Genomic DNA, 19,304 nt, shown 5'->3' on the forward strand with positions numbered 1-19,304 from the left:
CCCACACTTCTTTCAGTCTAGTTGAATGGGGGAAGCTTCCCTATCGCTATATAGTTACAATTTTAAGGGTTTCGCGGTTCCTGTATCATTTTCGCGATCTCTGCCGCCCAGTTTCCGATGACTGGGATGAAATCAATTTTGGATAATGAATATGCCAGCGCTGAAACCAATATCGTAGCGCCAACAACGGTTCCAAATCCAAAAGCCAATCCGCGTAGAAACTGAAACCCGATTAGTTTCCATAGCGAGTTGTACAACCGCACAAAACGATTGTTGTTCAAATGCGCAACTTCTTTGCGCAACAGGGAAAGTTCGGTGTGCAATTCGTCTTGGTTCGGTTCCGGTTTTTCAGTCATATGGCTGTTGTAATCCCTACCATCTGGATGTCATTAAAACCATGACATGGGTTGCGTTTTGTACGAGATATAAAGCGGGTGCCGCGGGTGTTGATCCTTAGTTAAACCTAAGTGATACATAGGTTTTTTGGTAGTCTTGAGTAGGCGCAAAACATCAGGGCCGCGGTTTAGAAATGCGCCATGCGTACCCCAAGAACAAAGGATGTGGTCAGTCCAAATGCTCGCGTCAATGAGGGCTGCATCATTCTCGGGGCCAATTGGGTCTTTGGCGCGTTTCATTTTTGCTGGATCGGTTTCACGCCAAGCAAAAATATTAACCGCCCGAAATCCGCCATACCCCAGCGTACGGGCGCGACGTTCGCACCGTTCTATGGTCGGGTCGTTTTGAATTTCTGTTGCTTTAGAAGGGTTTAACATCACATAAGTCAGTCGAAGCCCATCTGTATCCCAAACACGGGTCAGCGCATACCGGTAGCGTTCGCAATCTGAATATTGTGCGATAGAGGCGGCATCATCTTTTTGAAATTGACGGGTAATCATAGGATGGTTGTGCAAATCATAGGTTGAAATAGCAAGTGTTAACGCCGAAGTATGTGCCCGAATTTCGGCGTATGGTTTCTATGCAGCTTTTATATGGTTTTTATACATACGATTTCACGTATGCTGCCGTTAACCATATGCGCAGATTTCTCAACACACGCCAATCCGAGCGGCTTTCTGAAAGAAATCCCCGAGATATCCGGTGCGCCGGAGGCGCTCCTTATGAGGTGATTAGGCGTCGCGCCATGTACCGGATTCGATTCCGTCTAAGGTCCAATCGCCGATTTGATACCGGATCAATCGCAGCGTCGGATGCCCGACAGCGGCTGTCATGCGGCGGACCTGTCGGTTGCGGCCTTCGGTGATGGTGATCTGAAGCCAACAATCCGGAACCGATTTGCGAAACCGAACAGGTGGCGTACGTGGCCAAAGCCCGGCAGGTTCATCAATGCGTTTCACTTTGGCTGGCCGTGTCATACCATCCTTGAGCTGCACGCCGCTTCGCAAAAGGTTCAGAGCGGCGTCGTCTGCGTCGCCTTCGATCTGCACCCAATAGGTTTTGGTCATCTTGTGTTTTGGGCTGGCGATGCGGTTTTGCAGTTTCCCGTCGTCCGTCAGCAACAATAACCCTTCGCTGTCTTTGTCTAAACGCCCAGCGGCATACACTTTGGGCACATCAATAAATTCAGATAGGGTTTTGCGGGTTGTTCCCTCTGTGCCGGAATCTGTAAATTGCGACAGCACATCAAACGGTTTGTTAAAGAGAATAACCCGCGCCATGGTCAGCGCACAAATACGCGGGTAGGGTGCAGTTCGCCCGCCTTATAGATTCCGACGGCAATGGCCTGCCCATTGAGCGAGGCCCAGCATTCATCGCCATATTCAACGTCAGAGGCCAGAACCATTCCCGGGTTGCCGTTTTTCAGCTTCACTGCGCCGTCAGCTGTGGTGGCGAGTTCGGGCAAATCATCAAGCCCGATTTCTAACGGGCGAACGTATTGATCCAGTTCATCGGTTTTGGCGTGGGCATCGATGGTTTCAATGCTGATCCCGTCCTCGGCGTCAAAGGGGCCGGACCAAGTGCGGCGCAATTCGCGTACATGGCCAAGGCAGCCCAACATTTCACCTAGATCACGGGCGATGGCGCGGACGTAGCCGCCTTTACCACATGTCAGCTCTAGGGTGACGTGATCTGCGTCTTCGCGATCAATCATCAACAGGTCTTCGACCCAGAGAGGGCGGGCGGCGATTTCAAAATCTTCATCATCGCGGGCCAATTTATAGGCGCGTTCCCCGTCGATTTTCACGGCTGAAAATTTCGGCGGTACCTGCATGATGTCGCCGATGAATTTTGGCAGAGCGTCTTTGATTGCCTCATCGGTCGGGCGCAGATCAGATTCTGCGATCACTTCGCCTTCGGTGTCATCGGTGTTGGTGGCCTGCCCCAAACGCACGGTAAAGCGGTAGGCCTTTAGGGCTTCGGTGATGTAGGGGACGGTTTTTGTCGCTTCGCCTAGGGCGACGGCCAATACGCCTGTCGCTTCGGGGTCAAGCGTGCCTGCGTGGCCTGCTTTTTTCGCGTTCATCGCCCAGCGGACTTTGTTCACCACGGCGTTTGACGAAATGCCTGCCGGTTTATCGACAACCAGCCAGCCGGAAATATCGCGTCCCTTGCGTTTGCGTCCCATGATGCCCTCTTTGTTCAGTCTTTGATCAAGCTGCGGCTGCTAATCGCTTGAGGATGCCGCGTCAACCGTTTCAGGGGAAACTATCCCGACAATCACCCCCAAAGGAAACCCATTGTCCCAGCGATCGAGATTAGGGGCATAAAGGCGCGAGACCTTCCCATCGAAATAAAGCGCGTTGGGCAGGCCCAAGTGATCGCGAAACAGGCTGGCGAAACTGTGGAAATTGACGGTGTTTTCCGAAATGACAAAGGTTGCGGTTTGCCCGTCGGCGCTGACGCCCACGCCGTTGCGGATATAGCGAGAGTCAGACTCAACTAGAAACCGCGGGTGCAGTTCGTTATTTATCACCAACATTGGGCCGGACTGGGTGGCGTAGGTACAATCAGGTGTATCAGCGCGGAAGGCTTGGGTTTCGATCACGGCAAAGCGGTCTGGCGTAATGCAAAAAACCCCATTGGGTGTCAGGCCAAAATTGCCGTAGCCGCCGCCATCGACGATTTCGCTGACCACGGTGTTGTCCTCAATAAACAGGCCAACGGGGCGGCGATCTTGATGGTACATGCCAGCGTTCATCGCAAATGATAGGATCTGCCCGTCGGGAAGGCTGTCTAGCACTGCGCCGAAATTACCGTAAAGGCGGCCCTCAGCATTGGAATGAAACAGTTGGACGTCATCACCGATCTGCGCTGTGCACATCGTGTAGTCGTTGCCCTGATAGGTCACAGGCTCACAGGCCGCGTTGGCCTTGGCTGCAAAGCCAAAGACACAAAGGAATGCGGCCCAGAGGCGGATCATTCTGCGTCACCTTCCGGAGTGTCGAGGTCGCGTTTGACGTCGTCAAGGTTCAGCAGGCGATGAGTTTCTTCCATCTGATCAAATGTTTCATCAATCTGAAACCGGATCTCAGGCGAATGTTTCAGCGCCATGGTTTTGGTCAGGGTTTTGCGGATCTCATGACGATTGCGACGCAGGGCTGACAGCGCCTCTTCGGCGTTTTTTCCGCCAAGGGGCAAGATAAACGCAGTCGCGATCTTAAGATCAGGGGAGGTACGAACCTCGCCCACGGTGATGGGGAAGCGGGCGAGATCTGGATCGTGGAGGTCCCCACGCATCAACAGATCAGACAAGGACCGCCGGATGAGTTCGCCTACTCTGAGCTGTCGCTGCGACGGCCCACGGGCGCTGAGATGTGAATTCTTAGCCATATCCCCCCTTTAAGCCTGTTAAAAGAATTGGGCAAGCGAGGCTTTAAATAAAGGCGCAATCGGGCTATCGGTTGCACAAACGTAGTGAAAAGAGAGACCAAGATGAGCGAATTGCCAGGGATTGTGATTACTGGGGCGTCTGGCCGGATGGGGCAGATGTTGATCCAAACCGTATTGGAAAGCCCGGCGGCGAAGCTTGTTGGGGTGGTGGAGCGCGAAGGCCACGACTGGGTTGGTCAAGATGTGGGTGTCGCCATGGGCGGCGCTGCGGTTGGTGTTGCTGTGACGGATGATGCGCTAGAGGCATTCGCTAAAGCGCAGGCGGTGATTGATTTTACCTCGCCCGAGGCCACGATGGGATTTGCCCATTTGGCGGCCCAAGCGCGCGCGGTTCATGTGATTGGCACAACCGGCATGGGGCCTGAGCATCTGGAAAAAATCCGACTGGCCGCGCGCCATGCAACTGTGGTGCGGGCCGGAAACATGAGCCTTGGCGTTAATCTATTGGTGCAATTGACCAAAAAGGTTGCTGCCGCATTGGACGAAGACTTTGACATTGAGGTTGTAGAGGCACACCACCATCACAAAGTGGATGCGCCGTCGGGCACGGCATTGATGCTGGGCGAAGCTGCCGCCGAAGGGCGTGGGGTTAATTTGGATGACGTTGCGGACCGTAGCCGCGACGGGATCACCGGTGCGCGTGAACGGGGACATATCGGATTTTCAAACATTCGGGGCGGCGACATCGTGGGCGAACATGATGTGATGTTCCTAAGTGCGGGTGAACGTATTGTTCTTCGCCACATGGCCACAGACCGCCGCATTTTCGCACGTGGCGCGCTTAAGGCCGCACTGTGGGGGCAGGGACGTAAGCCCGGCGAGTATGATATGATGGATGTGCTTGGATTATAAGTAATCCCGGTGGACCCTTTTTTGGTGAACACCCCCGTCAAAAACAAACACCCCGTCAATCGTGAAGGATCGACGGGGTGTTTGTTATTCGTTTTAGTGATCGTCTAGTCGATATCTTTTAACCGATTTTCGAGTTTGGTGAGTTTATCAAGTGCGCCGGAAAGCGTTTCTTTGAGCTGCGCTATCTCACCAAGGGCATCGTTTACGCCTTCGGGGCGTTGATGGGTATCGGCAACTTGGCTGGTTCCGTTTCCTTCGCCGCTGATCAACCAAACGAGAGAGACGTTTAGCAAGCCTGCCAGCAATTGAATGCGGTTGGCGCGCGGTGAGGTTTCATCATTTTCCCAAGCTTGGACACCTTCGGGCGTAAAGGCTAATTTTTCGGCCAGACCCTCTATGGTTAGGCCTTTGGCGAGGCGGGCTGCCTCAAGCCGATCGCCAAAGGTGGCGACGGATTCGTTGAAGTGATCTTTTGATAGTTCGATCGTGTCAGACATTATTTGGCTCCGTGAGCTTTTTGTTTTTGCTGCATATTCAACCTAGACGTTTGGGAGCAAAGAAGCAAATTTGCGCGCTTTGGGCGGTGAAACTTGGTTCGGTTGATGGGTGATGAACGTCATATTGGACCTATAAATCTAACCGGGTGGGTCTTGTTTAACGCACAAAATCAGAGCAGATGGGCGCAGAATGTGAAAACGGAGACTCCTATCATGTCTAAACAAGTTGTGCTCGTTACCTCTGCGACGGGTCGTATTGGTCGGGAGCTGGTTGCTCGGCTGGCTGCAAATGCTGATTTCACCGTGCGGGCCTGTTATTTTAGCGATGACAAAGCGGCGCAGTTGACCGCGCTGGGCGCGGATGAGGTTGTGAAGTTTGATCTGTCCAATCCTGGGACATGGGCAGCCGCGCTTGAGGGTGTGTCTGCGGTTTATTCCGCGTCGCTTGATCCGATGCTGGACGGGCATTTGGCGTTTTGCAAAGAATTGGGCAAGCGTAAGGCTGACATCAAACATGTGGTCCGCGTGAGTTGCATGGGGGCGGACACCAACACGGCGTCTTATGATGCTGAGACCCACGCGTCGCGCGCTGGTGCGGGTATTCCATTGATGTTGCAGCACTACTGGTGGGGCGAAAAGGCGTTGATTGACGCGGGGCTGACAGTTACCGCATTGCGCAATAATTTTTTCATGAACCACCTGCTGAAAACTGATTGTGATGCGATCGCGGCTGAGGGCTGTTTCAGCAACCCGCTGGGCGAGATGCGCAATTCATTTGTGGCAACACGCGATATAGCAGAAGCCGCTGAAGTTGTGTTGCGCGAAGGGCCCGCGCGCCATGGTAATAAATTTTACGACCTCACCGGCCCTGTGCCGCAATCCATGGCAGAAATCGCTGCCGACCTTGGCCGTGCGATGGGCAAAGAGATCACCTATAATGCGCAATCCATGGTGGAGTTTGAGGCAGATTTCGGCAGCACCCGCGCGGAGTTTTTCGAATATCTGACCAATGGGTTCTACACCCGCAGCAGCCCGGATTTCTACAATCTGACAGGGCATAAGCCGACGTCGTATTACGACTACCTGACAACCAAAGGCGCGAGTGGCGAAACCGGGCTAGAGGAACTGTGGCAGGGCAACCTGTGGAAAAAAGGCGAAGACGCGATGAAAGACGCGGTGAAGTAAGTTTTGAAACGGCCCCACTGCTGAATTTTGGGTGGTGGGGCTGTTTGGTTGGGTTTCAATGTTTGGTACGGGGTGAACGTCGAGATCGATCCTCTAGATGATTGATGCCGCTGCAAGCTACGGCAAAAGCAAACGCGGTTTCGAAAATTCAGTTTACCCCTCCATGATGAATATGCGGTTTTGCGTACGGTCGAATATTAATAAAATTGAACCCATATTGGAGAACGCGCCGTCAATGTTTTCGACAAAATCCCAGATGCTTGAATGTCCTGTTAATTCTATCAGGTCCGTCGTCCAACATTTACTCTGAGAGCCTAGTATTCGATACACAATTGAGTTTTCTCTGACGTGGTCACTTATTGGAAATTGCGACCATCTTTCAAAGCCTTGCGGCAATTCTACGTCGGGCGGATCGTAAGTGTTGGAAAGGGAATACCCGGCAATGGCGCAGCTAAACCAAACTCTTTCTGAAAGCAGCTCGGACGAAGTGTTTTGAGTAATTGGTAGGTATTTACGGAATTCGTCACCATCAAATTCATCGCAACCTGAAAGAATTGTTACGACGCCCAAAAGCAAAGTATACCAGAGTGATTTGAACATGCAGTTGTATTTCCCTTGGGGCGTTGTGACGCAATCAGACCTGATTTTGAAAGGTTGCATGCGCACCCGACATTAATCGACCCCGATGCGCAATAGAGTGCGGACTGTTTAGGGGGATGCTGAACAGCCCATGATCCTGTGTTCAGCTACTCTTCTCGTCCGGGTTCGTTTGGGTTGCTTGAGAAAAGCGCGATTTTATTGCCTTGGGGATCACGAAGGTAGCTGACGTAAAAATGCGGCCCATATGCGGCGCGAAATCCGGGCTGGCCTTCGTCCAAGCCACCAGCGGCAATTGCGGCAGCGTGAAGATCGCGGACCTGTTGTTGGCTGCGCGCTTCGAACGCGGTCATGGTGCCGTTTCCGGCTGAGGCCGGTTGCCCGTCAAAGGTGGGTTTCACATAGAAATCTGGCAGGACTGGGGACTGACCCGGTGGAACAGGCAGGGCATAACTGAGACCCTCCGACCCTTCCTTCAGCCCATACCCAAGGGCAGGAAGGAAGGCCGAATAAAACCGTTTCGCAAGAGCGATGTCATCGGCACCGACGGTGACGTAGGCAATCATGCTGCATGGTCCTTTCAGACATCTGGTTAATAACTGAATACAATGTAGCACGCATCCCCCGTGACTGGGGGATGCGCTGTCGTTTTCCTAGAAATGCAGCGTTTTGATTTCTTGGTAGTCTTCGAGCCCGTGCATGCCGCCTTCGCGGCCGTTACCGGATTGTTTGTAACCGCCAAAGGGGGAGCCGTAGTTAAAGCCTCCGCCGTTGATATGCACCGCACCCGCGCGCAGGCGGGCCGCAACGCGTTCGGCGCGTTCGGGGTCACCGGTTTGTAGATATGCGGCCAGTCCGTAAGGCGTGTCATTGGCCATGCGAATGGCGTCGGCCTCTGTGTCAAAGAGGATCATGACCAGAACCGGGCCAAAGATTTCCTGCTGGGCGATGTCCATATCGTTGCTGACATCTGAAAACACGGTTGGGCGGGTGTACCAACCTTTGTCAAACCCTTCGGGACGTCCAAGCCCGCCTGCAAGCAGGGTTGCGCCCTCATCAATGCCAAGCTGGATCATGGTTTGAACGCGGTCATATTGGATTTGATCAAAGAGAGGGCCGATGTGATCGCCTTCTTTGGCGGGATCACCCACGGTTTGCCCGTTTGCGGCGGCTTTGGCGATTTCGACAGCGCGATCATAGCAGGACCGTTCCACCAGCATCCGCGTTGGGGCATCGCAGCTTTGGCCTGTGTTATACATGCATTCAAGAACGGAGGCGGAAACCTTTTCTTCGAGATCACAATCGGCAAAGACGATGTTGGGGGATTTCCCGCCCAATTCAAGCGTGACACGTTTTACCGTATCGGCGGCGTCTTTGGTCAAGGCGATGCCCGCACGGGTCGATCCGGTGAAGGACATCATATCAACGTCAGGGTGGCGCGACAGGCCCGCGCCAACGGTTAAACCATCCCCATGCAAGAGGTTAAACACGCCTGCAGGATACCCGGCATCGTGGATCAGCTGGGCATAGACACTCGCGGACATTGGGGTGTGTTCAGAAGGTTTCAGGATTGACGTACAGCCCGTCGCCAAAGCCGGAAGAACCTTGAGCGCGATTTGGTTGATCGGCCAGTTCCACGGGGTGATTAACCCGCAAACGCCAATGGGTTCACGCACAACAATATCGCCATTTGTCAGTGTTTCGCGCAGTTCTTGGGTTTTTAGGGCCTCTAGGATGCCCTGTAGGTGTCCAACCGCGGCATCGGCCTGCACATCGCGTGACATTGAAATCGGCGCGCCCATTTCGGCGGACATGGCTTGGGCCAATTCTTCGCGACGTTCTTCGCTGAGTACCAATAGCCGTTCAAGCAGGGCGATGCGTTCATCGCGGCTGGTTTGGGAAAAGCTTTCAAAGGCGCGTTTCGCTGCGGCGACGGCATTATCAACGTCGATTTTATCACCTAGAATAATCTTTCCGATTTCTTCGGTTGTAGCGGGATTTAAAACGGGGAAGGTCGTCGTTGAGTGCGGAGTAACCCATTGCCCATCGATATAGAATTTCTGAAGGTTTTGCATGTTGTGTCTCGCGTGCCTTTATAGGTTGGTCGGGTGCGCACTATGGACGTGGCCATATCCTTGAACGTTAGGTTTTGGACTTTGATCTGAGCATATATAAAAGCGACCTGATAGGTGCAACGCGCGCATTTTTCAATTTTGCCGCTGTCGCTTTGGCCGGTGTGGTTTGCGCTTTTTCCGGCGCTCAGCACGCCATATGACAGTGCCTTCCTTCCAATCACCTTTTACCAGTAGGTCACGTTGATTGAGGATTGGAAATTCCTCTTTCCAGTCGAGAAATCGATCGTTGGTGACGATTTTCAATTTGTCGCGCGTGGCATGAGGCAGAAGCAATGCATCGGCTGTTGTGCGGCTGGGGGCGATGAACACACGGTTGGGGGGCAATCCGATTGCGCCGCTGATTGCGGGGAGGGACGAGGGACGCCCCCACAGTTTATAGCCGTAATTCGCGTCAAAATAGACGATTGGGACGTGCCCCTGTTTTTTGAGTGAGTTCAAAACATGTGTGAGAACCATTACTGAAGGATCGCCGCCCCAATGCATAACGTTTGAGCCATCTACAAGAATAGCATTGGCCGGGGATTTAGGTGCGTTGGAAGGCGTGGTTCGGGGGCGTGGTTGCTGTGGACCGAGCCTGACACTTAGCCACCACAGTATGCAGGACCCGATAGTGGCCATGCCAAAAAATGTTAGCGAGTAGAGTCTAACCGTTCCGTCATCGAGGCCAACATACAAAATGAAACACAGGACAATAAGTGCAAGAGACTGCAGTTCGAAATAACGTTTCATACCAATACGCTTCTTTAAAATGTTAATAAGGTGAACTTATAAAATGATACTATGTGCAGCGCTATAACTTAGCACTACTTTTTACAACCTATGGGTATGTGGTCAGGCGTAATAGAGTGTGATTGTATATTGGTTACGATCCCATCGAAGTATTGAGTGTGTGCGATGCTCAATGCCGGTAGCCGCAAAAGATTTGATGTCCAACCTAGCATTCCACACAAAAAGGGGTGCTACCACTCGTATATAGCCATCTCGTCGGCCTCGATTGAATATCCGGTTTGGCCGAGAGTGGTTGATTGCAATTGTGTGCGCATTGTCCCTGTGACCCATACGGGATCCCAGAGATTATCGCCCGGCCATGGCCGGGCGGACCTCACCATAACCAGTTGATTGCTTGGTGGTGGTGGCGTGTGAATGCAGGCCCCAATATACGGGACTAACATAAAATCAGTTACCCCAGCTAAGCTGATATCAAAGGGAATGATGAAACCGGGCATCTTGATATATGCCCCATTTAATTCCTCGTTTACCTTTACGCCGTTGGCATCATAAATCGGATTCCACAGATCGTTGGCTTCATCCAACTCACCTTCACCAATGATTTCTGAATAAGGTACGCCTGGGGGAATAAGGTCGTCCCACGTGATTTCCCTTAGAGCTGCGGAGAATGCATTTTGGGGCGCTGCTATTGAGGCTGACAAAAACAATAATGCAGATCTTCGGTTAAACATATGTGAGAATCCCAATGCTGAACATCACGTTTTAACCATCATACCATCTGATATGGATGTCTTATAGGCCCGAATGGCCGGGATCAGGCTCACAATAGCGCTAGCGCCGATTACAGCCAGAATAACCCAAATTTCGCGCTGCGTTGGCGCTTCAATAGGCAACCACAGGCCAAATGCCGAATCAATAATGGGTTGGGCTACGATTAGCCCGATATAAAGAAACGCTAAGCCAAGCAGCGCGCCCATAGCTGACATGAGCACTGCTTCGAAAACGAGCAACCCAACTATGAGCCTGGGACTCGCACCCATTGCGCGCAAAATCGCCATTTCGCGCCGTCGTTCACTCAAACTAGAAAAAATAGTTGCCATCATTCCGATCAAGGCGGTCACAATTACCATCATCGAGACAGCCAATAGTGCCGTTTCTGCAATTCCAACGATGCCCCATAGGTCTTGTAACGCTACACCGGGTAAAATTGCCAATAATGGTTCTTGAGTATATTCATTGATTGCACGTTGCAGGGCGAAGGTTTGAAGCGGGCTTTCGACTCCGATAAGGGCGGCAGTAATCGCGTTTGGTGTTAGCTCCATCGCGCGGATTGCTTCAACCGAAGTGGACTGCCCGGATGCTTGTCTGCCACTTTGCCAATCTACATGGATTGCCTCGATGGCTTCTAAGCTAACCACAACGGTTCGGTCGACGGGTGTTCCTGTTTTTTCTAAAATGCCGGATATACGAAAGGGTTGATCGTCATGCTCCGTGAATGAAGCAATCCCGTGAGCTACGACGATCGGGTCGCCAACATTGTAGCTTAACGTCGCGGCGACATCAGCACCAATGACAGCGTCAAAGAGGTCGTCCATGACGAGGCCCTCAGCCGCTTCAAGAGATCGGCCTTGTCGATATTTATAGTGTTCAAAAAACGCCGCCGTGGTTCCCATAACCCGGAACTGGCGATGGCTGTCGCCCAGAGATATGGGCACAATCCAATCCACGTCAGGACGCGCTGCAATATCTTGATAGCTTTCCCAGGTTACGTTGTTCGTCGCGTTACCAATACGAAACACTGAATAAAGCAATAACTGTACCGAGCCAGAACGCGCACCGACGATCAGATCGGTACCTGATATAGTATCGCTAAAGCTGGCCTTAGCGCCTGTACGTATTTTCTCCACCCCAAGAAAGAGGGCCACAGACAGGGCTATTGCGAGAATTGTCATTCCAACTGTGAGGGCACGTGCCGCGAGTGAGGCTAACGCGAGGCGGAAAATCATATTGTTGCCCTATCGATGTGTGCGATGTCGTCCATTCGTATCACGCGATCAAATCTCTCGCTTAACCTAGGATCATGGCTGACCATGAGCAGTGAGGAATTGTTGGCCAGCGTTTGCTGAAATAGCAGGTCAAGAAAGGCTGCCTGATTGTCTGCATCTAACGCCGATGTGGGTTCATCTGCGATGATCAAGGGTGGTTGACCAATCAAAGCCCGCGCAACGGCTACGCGCTGCTGTTGCCCTACGCTTAAGGCATTCGATTTGACGGCGACTATAGCAGACGGAAGACCAAGGTTTTTGCATAGGTCTTTGGCTTGAGCCCGGATGTTACCTGCGCGTTTACGACGTTCGGGTGCGAATTGCAGCGGTAGTAGGATATTGTCTAGGACGGTGCCAAAGGGCAGCAAGTTAAACTGCTGAAAAATTACGCCGATTTGTTCGGCTCGAAATCTATCGCGGGCGCCCCTAGTTAGGGCTGAGATTTCTGTTTCGCTAATATGAATTGTGCCTGTATCGGGTCGTATCGTTCCGCAGATCAGCGACAGCAGTGTGGATTTTCCAGATCCGCTCTCGCCAAGAAGTAGAACCGTTTCTCCTGCTTCAATACTGAATTCGGGCACGGACAGGGAAAACCCCGTCCGACCGGGCCAGTGAAATTGAACACCAGAGATATTTAGGATGGGTTGAGTCACCTCAATATAGATCCCGCAAGTCGAGTAAGGGGGCGTCGCGCTCCACTTCGAACGCATGTGCACCTGTTGTGGTTGCGATTTGTACCTCTAGTTTACGTGCATTTTCAAACGTATCAAAATAGGGGAAAGCGATTTCGGAAAGTGATGCGGAGTTGACACAGGTGAACGTAAATTCGGCATGGAACTCTGTATGTCCAGTTTCCCCTGTGTGCTCTTCGTGCTCTTCGCTTTCGAGTTCAGCGCTGGCTTGTGTCACGGTGCATTCGGCCGCGTCAGGTAAGGCGAATAAATTTAGCGGATCCATGAGGGTGGCGACGGCTGCATCGATTTTGGCGTGATCCGCTTCGCTTTCGGCGGCGTACTCAAATCCAACGATATCCGCCCCGGGCGCTTGAAACTCCATTGCAACCGCTGTGCCGTCTATTGCGATGTTAAGAATGCCAACACCGTGTTCATGTGGATCTAGTTGCCGGTTCTCTTCGGCCAGAGCCGGGGTTGTTGCTAACAAGGCCATAAGAGAGATTGTTCGCGTCATAGGATGTCCAATACGGTTGGAGGAAAAGATTTTAGCCACACAACCCACCGGATTTGGATAGATTGTGTATCATTTGCGCGGGGAGTGCCGAATTGCGATTCTAATCACTACTTTTAAACCGTGAATCTCCTGCGTTGCAAAATTGTTATGTTATAAAGTTACGCATTGCAACGCGAAGAGAGATCGATATGCGCGCAAACCTGCTTATGTAAGATACCGTATGGTGAATTGACCCGAATTGTTTTGTCGTGTCGCATTTTCATGGATTGTATTGAATAGGCCGTTAAACCGCGTCTTTTTGCGCAATCCAATCGTGGTCAGGGTCGTTTTTAAAACGCCATTTGCGCAGCGGTCCAGCCATGACATTGAGGTAATACATCTCATACCCGTACGGCGTACCACAGGGATGATGTCCACGTGGAACCAATACTACATCACCGTCTTTGACTGCCATGGTTTCATCCAGCTCGCCATCTTCGGTATAAACACGCTGAATGCCGAAGCCTTGGCCGGGGTTGAGCCGGTGATAATAGGTTTCTTCGAGATAGGTCATATTTGGGTAGTCATCTTCGTCATGGCGGTGACTCGGATAGCTGGACCAATTTCCAGCAGGGGTGAACACCTCAGTCACCAGCAGATGATCAGCTACATCGCGACCTTCCATGGCAATGTTGTTGATGTAGCGGGTGTTTTGACCTTTGCCTCTGAGCGTAAGTTCGATCCCTTCGGGGCCAAGACGCCGAGTTTGGTGTTGCCCGATACCGGGCGCTGCGCATACCGCAAGCACGCAATTGGTTGTCGCCTTGGCGCTCCAACTCGTTTCATTTGCGGTGTAAAGGCAATGAGGAGGTGTTTTTTCAAACACGCTCATACGATCACCCATTTCGCCAAAGCTCTGGCCGTTGGCTGTGATTTCTGCTTTGCCCTCAACCAACACTAGAATAACTTCGTTCTCGCCCGTGTGCTCTTTGACAACATCACCGGCTGACAGGTGATAAAGACCAAATCCAACATAATCCCAATCGGGGCTTTGGGTGCCTCGGGCAGAAAGTCTGGTGATGTCGTGAACTTTGCCGGTTGCCGCCGTCGGTTTGCGCAACAGATCAGTCATTCTCTATATCCTTTGAAACTTGGCTCTTTGTTTTCATGTCCGGTACTGGGTCGTAACCACATTTGCCCCACGGATGGCATCGCCCAATGCGACGGGCTGCCAAATAACTGCCTTTGAGCGCGCCATGTTTTTCCAGTGCCTCGAGTGCATAGGCGGAGCATGTGGGTTGATACCTGCAGTTGAACCCAACCCAAGGGGAGAAGATTAACCTATACGCCCGCACCGGAAATGCGAATATATGAGCCAACGGGGTCATTTTTTGGGTTTTGGGCTGTGGATGATGTGCAGAGCGTCTTGCATGTCTTTTAGAAGGTCAGAAAAGTCGCGGGTCGATGTAACGCCAGGGCGACCAACCAACACATAATCCCACCCGGGTTTCCCACCATTTGGCAGGTGTGCGCGCGCAATTTCACGCAAACGGCGTTTTGCACGATTGCGGGCAATAGCATTGCCGACTTTTTTAGAGCAAGTGTAGCCAACGCGAATAACATCGCTTGGTGCTTCGTCATCGTTCCGACGGCGTGCCTGCAGCAAAAAACCGGGCATTGGCTTGCGCAGTGCTTTCGCTGCACGCAAAAAATCCGGACGGTTTTTTAAAACCTCCAGACGAACGGAAACCGCCGGATGCGACTCGGTAACATTGGGCGCATTGCCTTTTGTCACGATTGCCTCCGGCGGTGATTTTTCCATAGCCTAAGCGGCAGCGCTTATGCGCTGAGCTCTTTACGGCCTTTTGCACGACGTGCATTGATAATTTTACGGCCCGCTTTTGTAGCCATGCGTGCACGGAAACCGTGACGGCGCTTACGGACAAGATTAGAAGGTTGGTAGGTGCGTTTCATCGCCCGTCTCCATCAGATAAGGTCTGCAATCCCGAATGGATTCGAAGACCACAAGTGTTCGAAGCCCGGTCTTTAGGCGGTCTTCAGGGATAAGTCAATTCGTCTTGGGGCGCTTATATGCAACAATTCTGTAGAAAGAAAAGGGGCAAATGTTTCAGCTCGGGCCATTTTTACGCGCAGAACGCGGTTCTGTTGAAATATATGTCACCACAGATCACTGAGCTGTGAGGTGCCTGTATTCTGAAGATTAAATCCCTCATGTTAGGGGCAAGTTAACCGATGCCTGACACCAGTGAGATGACAGAGATGAGCGATATGACGAATATACAACCCAGTTCCAACCTGCGCAAATTACTTCCTCTAGTGGTGATTCTGGTCGCTGCTGTTGTTGGCGCGTTTACCTTGAAAGATTATCTAAGCTTCCAAGCGTTGGCAGATAACAGGGAGGCACTGGTTGCTTTTCGGGATGCGAACTACCTTGTGACTGCGTTGGTGTTCATGGCGGTTTACATTGTGATTGTTGCCTTTTCGCTCCCTGGTGCGACGATCGCGACGCTTACGGGCGGCTTTTTGTTTGGGGTGTTTCCGGGGGCATTGTTCAATGTTTCAGCTGCAACTGTCGGTGCAATTGTAATCTTTCTCGCCGCTCAGTGGGGGTTGGGTGAAAAGCTCGCTGCAAAAATGGAAAGCTCTGAAGGGGCTGTTAAAAAGATCAAAGATGGAATCGATGAGAATCAGTGGTCTATGCTGTTTTTGATCCGATTGGTGCCAGCTGTTCCATTTTTTGTCGCGAATCTCGTGCCAGCGCTGGTTGGTGTGCCTCTGCGTCGGTTTGCGATTTCGACCTTCTTTGGCATTATTCCGGGCGGCGTTGTTTATACATCTGTTGGCGCGGGATTGGGACAAGTGTTCGAAAATGGCGAAACGCCGAATCTCGGAATTATCTTTGAACCGCATATTCTTTTGCCGATCCTTGGCCTTTGTGTCCTCGCGGCACTGCCAATTGTGATCAAAGCTGTAACGAAATCCAAAGGGTAAAATACAATGAATAAGATCAAGACTGATATCTGCATCATTGGTGCAGGCTCTGGTGGATTGTCGATTGCAGCAGGTGCTGTTCAGATGGGGGCAGACGTTGTTTTGCTCGAAGGTCACAAAATGGGTGGCGACTGTCTGAATTATGGATGTGTGCCGTCAAAGGCGCTGATCGCGGCAGGCAAACAGGCCCACGCCATGGAAACCGGCCGCCCCTACGGTGTCACCCCCGTTATGCCCGAAGTCGATTATGGCGCCGCAAAGGATCACGTCCGTAATGTTGTCGCGACCATTGAACCCCACGATTCGGTAGAGCGGTTCGAAGGTTTGGGTGTGAATGTTATTCAGGAATACGGTGCATTTATTTCACCGACTGAAGTGCAAGCCGGGGACAATATCATTCAGGCGCGCCGCTTTGTGATTGCCACCGGGTCTTCGCCGCTCGTGCCCCCGATACCGGGGTTGGAAAATGTACCCTATGAAACAAACGAAACCATTTTTGAGTTGCGTGAACGGCCTGAGCACCTACTGGTGATTGGCGGCGGTCCGATTGGCATGGAGATGGCGCAGGCACATGTTCGGTTGGGGTCCAAAGTCACTGTGATTGAAGGCATGAAGGCGCTGGGAAAAGATGACCCGGAAATGGCTGAGATTGTTTTGGAAAACCTACGCGCCGAAGGTATCGAGATTGCCGAAGATGCGCTGGCTGCGGAAATTCGTGGCGACGTTGGGGCCATTGAAGTTGAAACCAAAGATGGGCGTATCTTCAAGGGAAGCCATATTTTGATGGCTGTTGGGCGCAAACCCAATCTAGATCGCGTGAATCTAGAGGTCGCAGGAATTGAACGTGACCGCAACCTCGTGAAGGTGGATGCCGGGCTGCGTACCACCAATCGCAAAGTATACGCGGTGGGCGATGTTGCTGGACCTTTGCAGTTTACACATGTTGCTGGGTATCATGCAGGTGTTGTGATCAAATCGATGCTGTTTGGGATGCCATCAAAGGCGCGTACAGATCATATTCCATGGGCGACCTATACCGATCCTGAATTGGCGCAAGTTGGCCTGACCGAAGCGCAAGCGCGTGAAAAGCACGGGGCAGCACTTGAGGTGACGCGTTTTGAGTTTTCAGGCAATGACCGTGCGATTGCCGAAGGGAAAACCAAAGGCCTGATCAAAGTAATGATTGTAAAGGGCCGTCCTGTCGGAGCCTCGATTGCAGGACCGCAAGCTGGTGAAATGATTTCCCTGTGGGCGTTGATTCTGGCGAATAAAATGAAAATGGGCCAGATTGCAGCCTTTGTCGCCCCCTATCCAACCCTAAGCGAAGTCAGCAAGCGCGCCGTTGGGGCCTATTACACGCCCCGATTGTTTGATAGTCCTAAGGTCAAACGTATCGTACGATTTGTGCAGCGCTGGCTGCCGTAGCCTATAAGGGGCCACCATGTTTCTGAATTCTCTTTCTGGCCGTTTCCTGATGTTGACGGTGTCTTTCGTGATGTTGGCAGAGGTGTTGATCTTTGTCCCGTCAGTTGCACGGTTCAGAGAGGATTTTCTGCTGTTACATCTTGAACGCGCGCAAATTGCGTCTTTTGCGTTGTTGGCAGAAGATATGTTGGACGAGGAATTAGAAGCAGAATTGTTGGAAAACGCCGGCGTGTTTAATGTCGTGTTGCGCCGGGATGAGATGCGCCAATTGATGCTCGCTTCTCCAGTGCCGGGTCCGGTGACAAGCACCTATGATCTACGCAATGCGTCAGCCTTACGATTAATGAATGATGCGATTTCCCGACTGCTGAGGTCTGAACCAGAAATTATTCGTGTACTCGGGGATCCGGTGCGCGAAGGTGGGTTGATGATCGAGGTCACAATGACAACGGCACCATTACGGGCAGCCATAATTGACTACGGTGTGCGTATTTTGGTGCTTTCGGCGGTGATCTCAGGAATTGCGGCGTTTTTCCTATTCTTTGCCACGCGTGGTTTGTTGGTTCAGCCCATTCGTCAGGTTGTGTTCGACATGATGAATTATAGCGAAGCGCCAGAAGATGCCCGGCGGATTATTCAGCCCAGCTCGCGGATTACAGAATTGCGCGAAGCAGAAGATGCGCTATTGGATTTGGAAACACAGTTAACCGCGTCATTGAAACAAAAAGAACGTCTTGCTCAGCTTGGGGGGGCGGTTGCTAAAATCAGCCACGATTTACGCAATACTCTGACGGTGGCACAGCTGATTGGGGACAGGATCGAAATGAGCGAGGATCCGTTGGTTAAGCGCGCCGCACCCAAACTGTTGAGTTCAATTTCACGGGCGGTTTCGTTGTGCGAGGGTACGCTAGCCTTTGGTAAAGCTGAAGAACCCGCCCCCACGCTTTCTGACGTGTCGCTAGCGGCAATTGCTTCGGATGTTGTGCAAAGTGAAACCCTGACGATATCTGACGGTTCGGTTGAAATACTCAGTGACGTTGACGATTCTTACATGCTGGTTGCGGACCCGGAACAAATGCATCGCATTCTGACGAATCTTGTACGCAACGCACGTCAGGCGATTCTGTCTACGGGCCAAAATGGGACGGTGACCATTTCAGGGCTAGATACAGAAGAGGAATGGCAAATTCATGTGACAGATACTGGGCCAGGTTTACCTCCGAAAGCCCAGGAAAACCTATTTACCCCATTCCAAGGCGGCGTGCGCAAAGGCGGAACAGGCCTCGGTCTCGCAATTGCTGATGAATTGGTACGGGGCCACGGTGGCAATGTTGAGCTTACTCGCACGGATTCGACTGGTACGGAATTCGTCATTCGGCTTCCGAAAGGAAATAATGTGCTTGTGACCAAATCTTTGTGATTTTCGCTCTTGCATCCCCCTGAGAGTAAGACTAAACCCCACCTCAACGGCGCACCCGTAGCTCAGCTGGATAGAGTACCTGACTACGAATCAGGGGGTCAGAGGTTCGAATCCTCTCGGGTGCACCACTTTCCACTTGTGAAACGACACATAGTTCTGCCTTTTGCGACAGAGCCTTTCCTTTTTCGACACATAGCTTTGCCTTTGATCGATTGAGATGATGTCCGTCATGTTTTCCCTTTCAAAACTGGTTTTGTGCGAAGCGCTTTAGCGCGCCTGCCTCTAAAACCTGCTCCCGGCGAGGGTTGGGGGTAGCAAGTGCAATACAATTCGACAGGGTTGGTGCGGCCCACAGGCGCAGCCGAGGACACGGCCCGGTCTAATGGTGTTG

24 protein-coding genes and 1 tRNA gene are annotated in these 19,304 nt (G+C 52.0%); 6 read left to right on the forward strand and 19 right to left on the reverse strand.

Translation table 11 applies throughout. The features are described from left to right. Positions 1–62 precede the first annotated feature (62 nt). The 6 genes from G9C99_RS13750 to rbfA form a co-directional block, all read right to left on the reverse strand. Entirely contained in the window at positions 63–356 is a 294-nt protein-coding gene (locus tag G9C99_RS13750) for a DUF5665 domain-containing protein (RefSeq protein WP_166418095.1), read from the reverse strand. Between the two features lie 33 nt (positions 357–389). Then, positions 390–896 (reverse strand): DUF1643 domain-containing protein, encoded by a 507-nt coding sequence (locus G9C99_RS13755; protein WP_166418096.1) that lies wholly within the window; start codon positions 894–896, stop codon positions 390–392. Between the two features lie 231 nt (positions 897–1,127). Beyond that, positions 1,128–1,676, reverse strand: a complete 549-nt coding sequence (locus G9C99_RS13760) for a pseudouridine synthase (RefSeq protein ID WP_166418097.1) — start codon at positions 1,674–1,676, stop codon at positions 1,128–1,130. Positions 1,677–1,678: 2 nt separating this feature from the next. Next, positions 1,679–2,584 carry a tRNA pseudouridine(55) synthase TruB gene (gene truB / locus G9C99_RS13765; RefSeq protein WP_166418098.1) on the reverse strand — a complete coding sequence of 302 codons (906 nt, stop codon included), beginning with the start codon at positions 2,582–2,584 and terminating at the stop codon, positions 1,679–1,681. 39 nt (positions 2,585–2,623) lie between these two features. After that, positions 2,624–3,379 (reverse strand): phosphodiester glycosidase family protein, encoded by a 756-nt coding sequence (locus G9C99_RS13770; protein WP_166418099.1) that lies wholly within the window; start codon positions 3,377–3,379, stop codon positions 2,624–2,626. After that, positions 3,376–3,789: a 30S ribosome-binding factor RbfA gene (rbfA, locus tag G9C99_RS13775; RefSeq protein WP_166418100.1), complete on the reverse strand. Its 414-nt coding sequence runs from the start codon at positions 3,787–3,789 to the stop codon at positions 3,376–3,378. Before rbfA ends, G9C99_RS13770 begins: the two co-directional genes overlap by 4 nt. 102 nt (positions 3,790–3,891) lie before the next feature. On the opposite strand from rbfA, the gene dapB reads away from it, so the two are divergent. Then, positions 3,892–4,701, forward strand: a complete 810-nt coding sequence (gene dapB, locus G9C99_RS13780; protein WP_166418101.1) for a 4-hydroxy-tetrahydrodipicolinate reductase — start codon at positions 3,892–3,894, stop codon at positions 4,699–4,701. Between the two features lie 104 nt (positions 4,702–4,805). Here dapB and G9C99_RS13785 read toward each other — a convergent pair whose 3' ends face one another. Then, complete coding sequence (locus tag G9C99_RS13785; protein WP_166418102.1) at positions 4,806–5,198, reverse strand: helix-turn-helix domain-containing protein; 393 nt, start codon at positions 5,196–5,198, stop codon at positions 4,806–4,808. Between the two features lie 213 nt (positions 5,199–5,411). Here G9C99_RS13785 and G9C99_RS13790 point away from each other — a divergent pair, with 213 nt between their 5' ends. After that, positions 5,412–6,383 (forward strand): NAD(P)H-binding protein, encoded by a 972-nt coding sequence (locus G9C99_RS13790; protein WP_166418103.1) that lies wholly within the window; start codon positions 5,412–5,414, stop codon positions 6,381–6,383. 153 nt (positions 6,384–6,536) lie between these two features. Here the strand turns inward: G9C99_RS13790 and G9C99_RS13795 are convergent, their stop codons facing one another. The 12 genes from G9C99_RS13795 to rpmH form a co-directional block, all read right to left on the reverse strand. Next, complete coding sequence (locus G9C99_RS13795; RefSeq protein ID WP_166418104.1) at positions 6,537–6,983, reverse strand: hypothetical protein; 447 nt, start codon at positions 6,981–6,983, stop codon at positions 6,537–6,539. A gap of 146 nt (positions 6,984–7,129) precedes the next feature. After that, on the reverse strand, positions 7,130–7,546 hold the full coding sequence (locus tag G9C99_RS13800) for a VOC family protein (protein ID WP_166418105.1): 417 nt from the start codon (positions 7,544–7,546) through the stop codon (positions 7,130–7,132). 87 nt (positions 7,547–7,633) lie between these two features. Beyond that, a complete protein-coding gene (locus G9C99_RS13805; RefSeq protein WP_166418106.1) occupies positions 7,634–9,055 on the reverse strand; it encodes an aldehyde dehydrogenase family protein in 1,422 nt (473 codons plus the stop codon). Positions 9,056–9,187: 132 nt separating this feature from the next. Beyond that, positions 9,188–9,844 carry an NYN domain-containing protein gene (locus G9C99_RS13810; protein ID WP_166418107.1) on the reverse strand — a complete coding sequence of 219 codons (657 nt, stop codon included), beginning with the start codon at positions 9,842–9,844 and terminating at the stop codon, positions 9,188–9,190. A 230-nt stretch (positions 9,845–10,074) separates the two neighbouring features. Then, positions 10,075–10,575, reverse strand: a complete 501-nt coding sequence (locus G9C99_RS13815) for a DUF3299 domain-containing protein (RefSeq protein ID WP_166418108.1) — start codon at positions 10,573–10,575, stop codon at positions 10,075–10,077. 24 nt (positions 10,576–10,599) lie between these two features. After that, positions 10,600–11,850 (reverse strand): ABC transporter permease, encoded by a 1,251-nt coding sequence (locus tag G9C99_RS13820; protein WP_166418109.1) that lies wholly within the window; start codon positions 11,848–11,850, stop codon positions 10,600–10,602. After that, the gene (locus tag G9C99_RS13825) at positions 11,847–12,542 is read right to left on the reverse strand and encodes an ABC transporter ATP-binding protein (RefSeq protein WP_331460004.1); all 696 of its coding nucleotides are present in this window, start codon (positions 12,540–12,542) and stop codon (positions 11,847–11,849) included. Before G9C99_RS13825 ends, G9C99_RS13820 begins: the two co-directional genes overlap by 4 nt. Position 12,543: 1 nt before the next feature. Next, positions 12,544–13,077 (reverse strand): ZrgA family zinc uptake protein, encoded by a 534-nt coding sequence (locus G9C99_RS13830; protein WP_166418111.1) that lies wholly within the window; start codon positions 13,075–13,077, stop codon positions 12,544–12,546. Positions 13,078–13,360: 283 nt separating this feature from the next. After that, positions 13,361–14,188: a 5-deoxy-glucuronate isomerase gene (gene iolB / locus G9C99_RS13835; protein WP_166418112.1), complete on the reverse strand. Its 828-nt coding sequence runs from the start codon at positions 14,186–14,188 to the stop codon at positions 13,361–13,363. Then, positions 14,181–14,393 (reverse strand): membrane protein insertion efficiency factor YidD, encoded by a 213-nt coding sequence (gene yidD / locus G9C99_RS13840; protein ID WP_407926024.1) that lies wholly within the window; start codon positions 14,391–14,393, stop codon positions 14,181–14,183. The genes iolB and yidD overlap by 8 nt, the downstream gene beginning before the upstream one ends. A gap of 47 nt (positions 14,394–14,440) precedes the next feature. After that, the gene (gene rnpA, locus G9C99_RS13845) at positions 14,441–14,878 is read right to left on the reverse strand and encodes a ribonuclease P protein component (RefSeq protein WP_166418114.1); all 438 of its coding nucleotides are present in this window, start codon (positions 14,876–14,878) and stop codon (positions 14,441–14,443) included. 17 nt (positions 14,879–14,895) lie between these two features. Beyond that, positions 14,896–15,030, reverse strand: coding sequence for a 50S ribosomal protein L34 (rpmH, locus tag G9C99_RS13850; protein ID WP_166418115.1), 135 nt, complete (start codon positions 15,028–15,030; stop codon positions 14,896–14,898). Positions 15,031–15,336: 306 nt separating this feature from the next. Between rpmH and G9C99_RS13855 the strand changes: the two genes are divergently transcribed. From G9C99_RS13855 to G9C99_RS13870, 4 genes are all read left to right on the forward strand, one after another. Continuing rightward, complete coding sequence (locus tag G9C99_RS13855; protein ID WP_166418240.1) at positions 15,337–16,068, forward strand: TVP38/TMEM64 family protein; 732 nt, start codon at positions 15,337–15,339, stop codon at positions 16,066–16,068. 6 nt (positions 16,069–16,074) lie between these two features. Continuing rightward, positions 16,075–17,493 (forward strand): dihydrolipoyl dehydrogenase family protein, encoded by a 1,419-nt coding sequence (locus tag G9C99_RS13860; RefSeq protein ID WP_166418116.1) that lies wholly within the window; start codon positions 16,075–16,077, stop codon positions 17,491–17,493. Between the two features lie 16 nt (positions 17,494–17,509). Further along, complete coding sequence (locus tag G9C99_RS13865; RefSeq protein WP_205859863.1) at positions 17,510–18,913, forward strand: sensor histidine kinase; 1,404 nt, start codon at positions 17,510–17,512, stop codon at positions 18,911–18,913. Positions 18,914–18,964: 51 nt separating this feature from the next. Then, positions 18,965–19,041: transfer RNA gene (locus tag G9C99_RS13870), tRNA-Arg, on the forward strand. Positions 19,042–19,304 lie beyond the last annotated feature (263 nt).

The organism is Cochlodiniinecator piscidefendens (assembly GCF_011326755.1).
Lineage (GTDB): Bacteria > Pseudomonadota > Alphaproteobacteria > Rhodobacterales > Rhodobacteraceae > Cochlodiniinecator > Cochlodiniinecator piscidefendens.

Bases quoted from the DNA above. Each gene is read 5' to 3' on its own strand.
- rpmH (WP_166418115.1), bottom strand. From the start codon at position 15,030: ATGAAACGCACCTACCAACCTTCTAATCTTGTCCGTAAGCGCCGTCAC.
- G9C99_RS13755 (WP_166418096.1), bottom strand. From the start codon at position 896: ATGATTACCCGTCAATTTCAAAAAGATGATGCCGCCTCTATCGCACAA.
- G9C99_RS13810 (WP_166418107.1), bottom strand. From the start codon at position 9,844: ATGAAACGTTATTTCGAACTGCAGTCTCTTGCACTTATTGTCCTGTGT.
- G9C99_RS13855 (WP_166418240.1), top strand. From the start codon at position 15,337: ATGAGCGATATGACGAATATACAACCCAGTTCCAACCTGCGCAAATTA.
- G9C99_RS13790 (WP_166418103.1), top strand. From the start codon at position 5,412: ATGTCTAAACAAGTTGTGCTCGTTACCTCTGCGACGGGTCGTATTGGT.
- dapB (WP_166418101.1), top strand. From the start codon at position 3,892: ATGAGCGAATTGCCAGGGATTGTGATTACTGGGGCGTCTGGCCGGATG.
- G9C99_RS13795 (WP_166418104.1), bottom strand. From the start codon at position 6,983: ATGTTCAAATCACTCTGGTATACTTTGCTTTTGGGCGTCGTAACAATT.
- G9C99_RS13865 (WP_205859863.1), top strand. From the start codon at position 17,510: ATGTTTCTGAATTCTCTTTCTGGCCGTTTCCTGATGTTGACGGTGTCT.
- G9C99_RS13860 (WP_166418116.1), top strand. From the start codon at position 16,075: ATGAATAAGATCAAGACTGATATCTGCATCATTGGTGCAGGCTCTGGT.
- truB (WP_166418098.1), bottom strand. From the start codon at position 2,584: ATGGGACGCAAACGCAAGGGACGCGATATTTCCGGCTGGCTGGTTGTC.
- G9C99_RS13785 (WP_166418102.1), bottom strand. From the start codon at position 5,198: ATGTCTGACACGATCGAACTATCAAAAGATCACTTCAACGAATCCGTC.
- G9C99_RS13815 (WP_166418108.1), bottom strand. From the start codon at position 10,575: ATGTTTAACCGAAGATCTGCATTATTGTTTTTGTCAGCCTCAATAGCA.
- iolB (WP_166418112.1), bottom strand. From the start codon at position 14,188: ATGACTGATCTGTTGCGCAAACCGACGGCGGCAACCGGCAAAGTTCAC.
- G9C99_RS13800 (WP_166418105.1), bottom strand. From the start codon at position 7,546: ATGATTGCCTACGTCACCGTCGGTGCCGATGACATCGCTCTTGCGAAA.
- G9C99_RS13820 (WP_166418109.1), bottom strand. From the start codon at position 11,850: ATGATTTTCCGCCTCGCGTTAGCCTCACTCGCGGCACGTGCCCTCACA.
- G9C99_RS13760 (WP_166418097.1), bottom strand. From the start codon at position 1,676: ATGGCGCGGGTTATTCTCTTTAACAAACCGTTTGATGTGCTGTCGCAA.
- rbfA (WP_166418100.1), bottom strand. From the start codon at position 3,789: ATGGCTAAGAATTCACATCTCAGCGCCCGTGGGCCGTCGCAGCGACAG.
- G9C99_RS13805 (WP_166418106.1), bottom strand. From the start codon at position 9,055: ATGCAAAACCTTCAGAAATTCTATATCGATGGGCAATGGGTTACTCCG.
- G9C99_RS13830 (WP_166418111.1), bottom strand. From the start codon at position 13,077: ATGACGCGAACAATCTCTCTTATGGCCTTGTTAGCAACAACCCCGGCT.
- rnpA (WP_166418114.1), bottom strand. From the start codon at position 14,878: ATGGAAAAATCACCGCCGGAGGCAATCGTGACAAAAGGCAATGCGCCC.
- G9C99_RS13770 (WP_166418099.1), bottom strand. From the start codon at position 3,379: ATGATCCGCCTCTGGGCCGCATTCCTTTGTGTCTTTGGCTTTGCAGCC.
- G9C99_RS13750 (WP_166418095.1), bottom strand. From the start codon at position 356: ATGACTGAAAAACCGGAACCGAACCAAGACGAATTGCACACCGAACTT.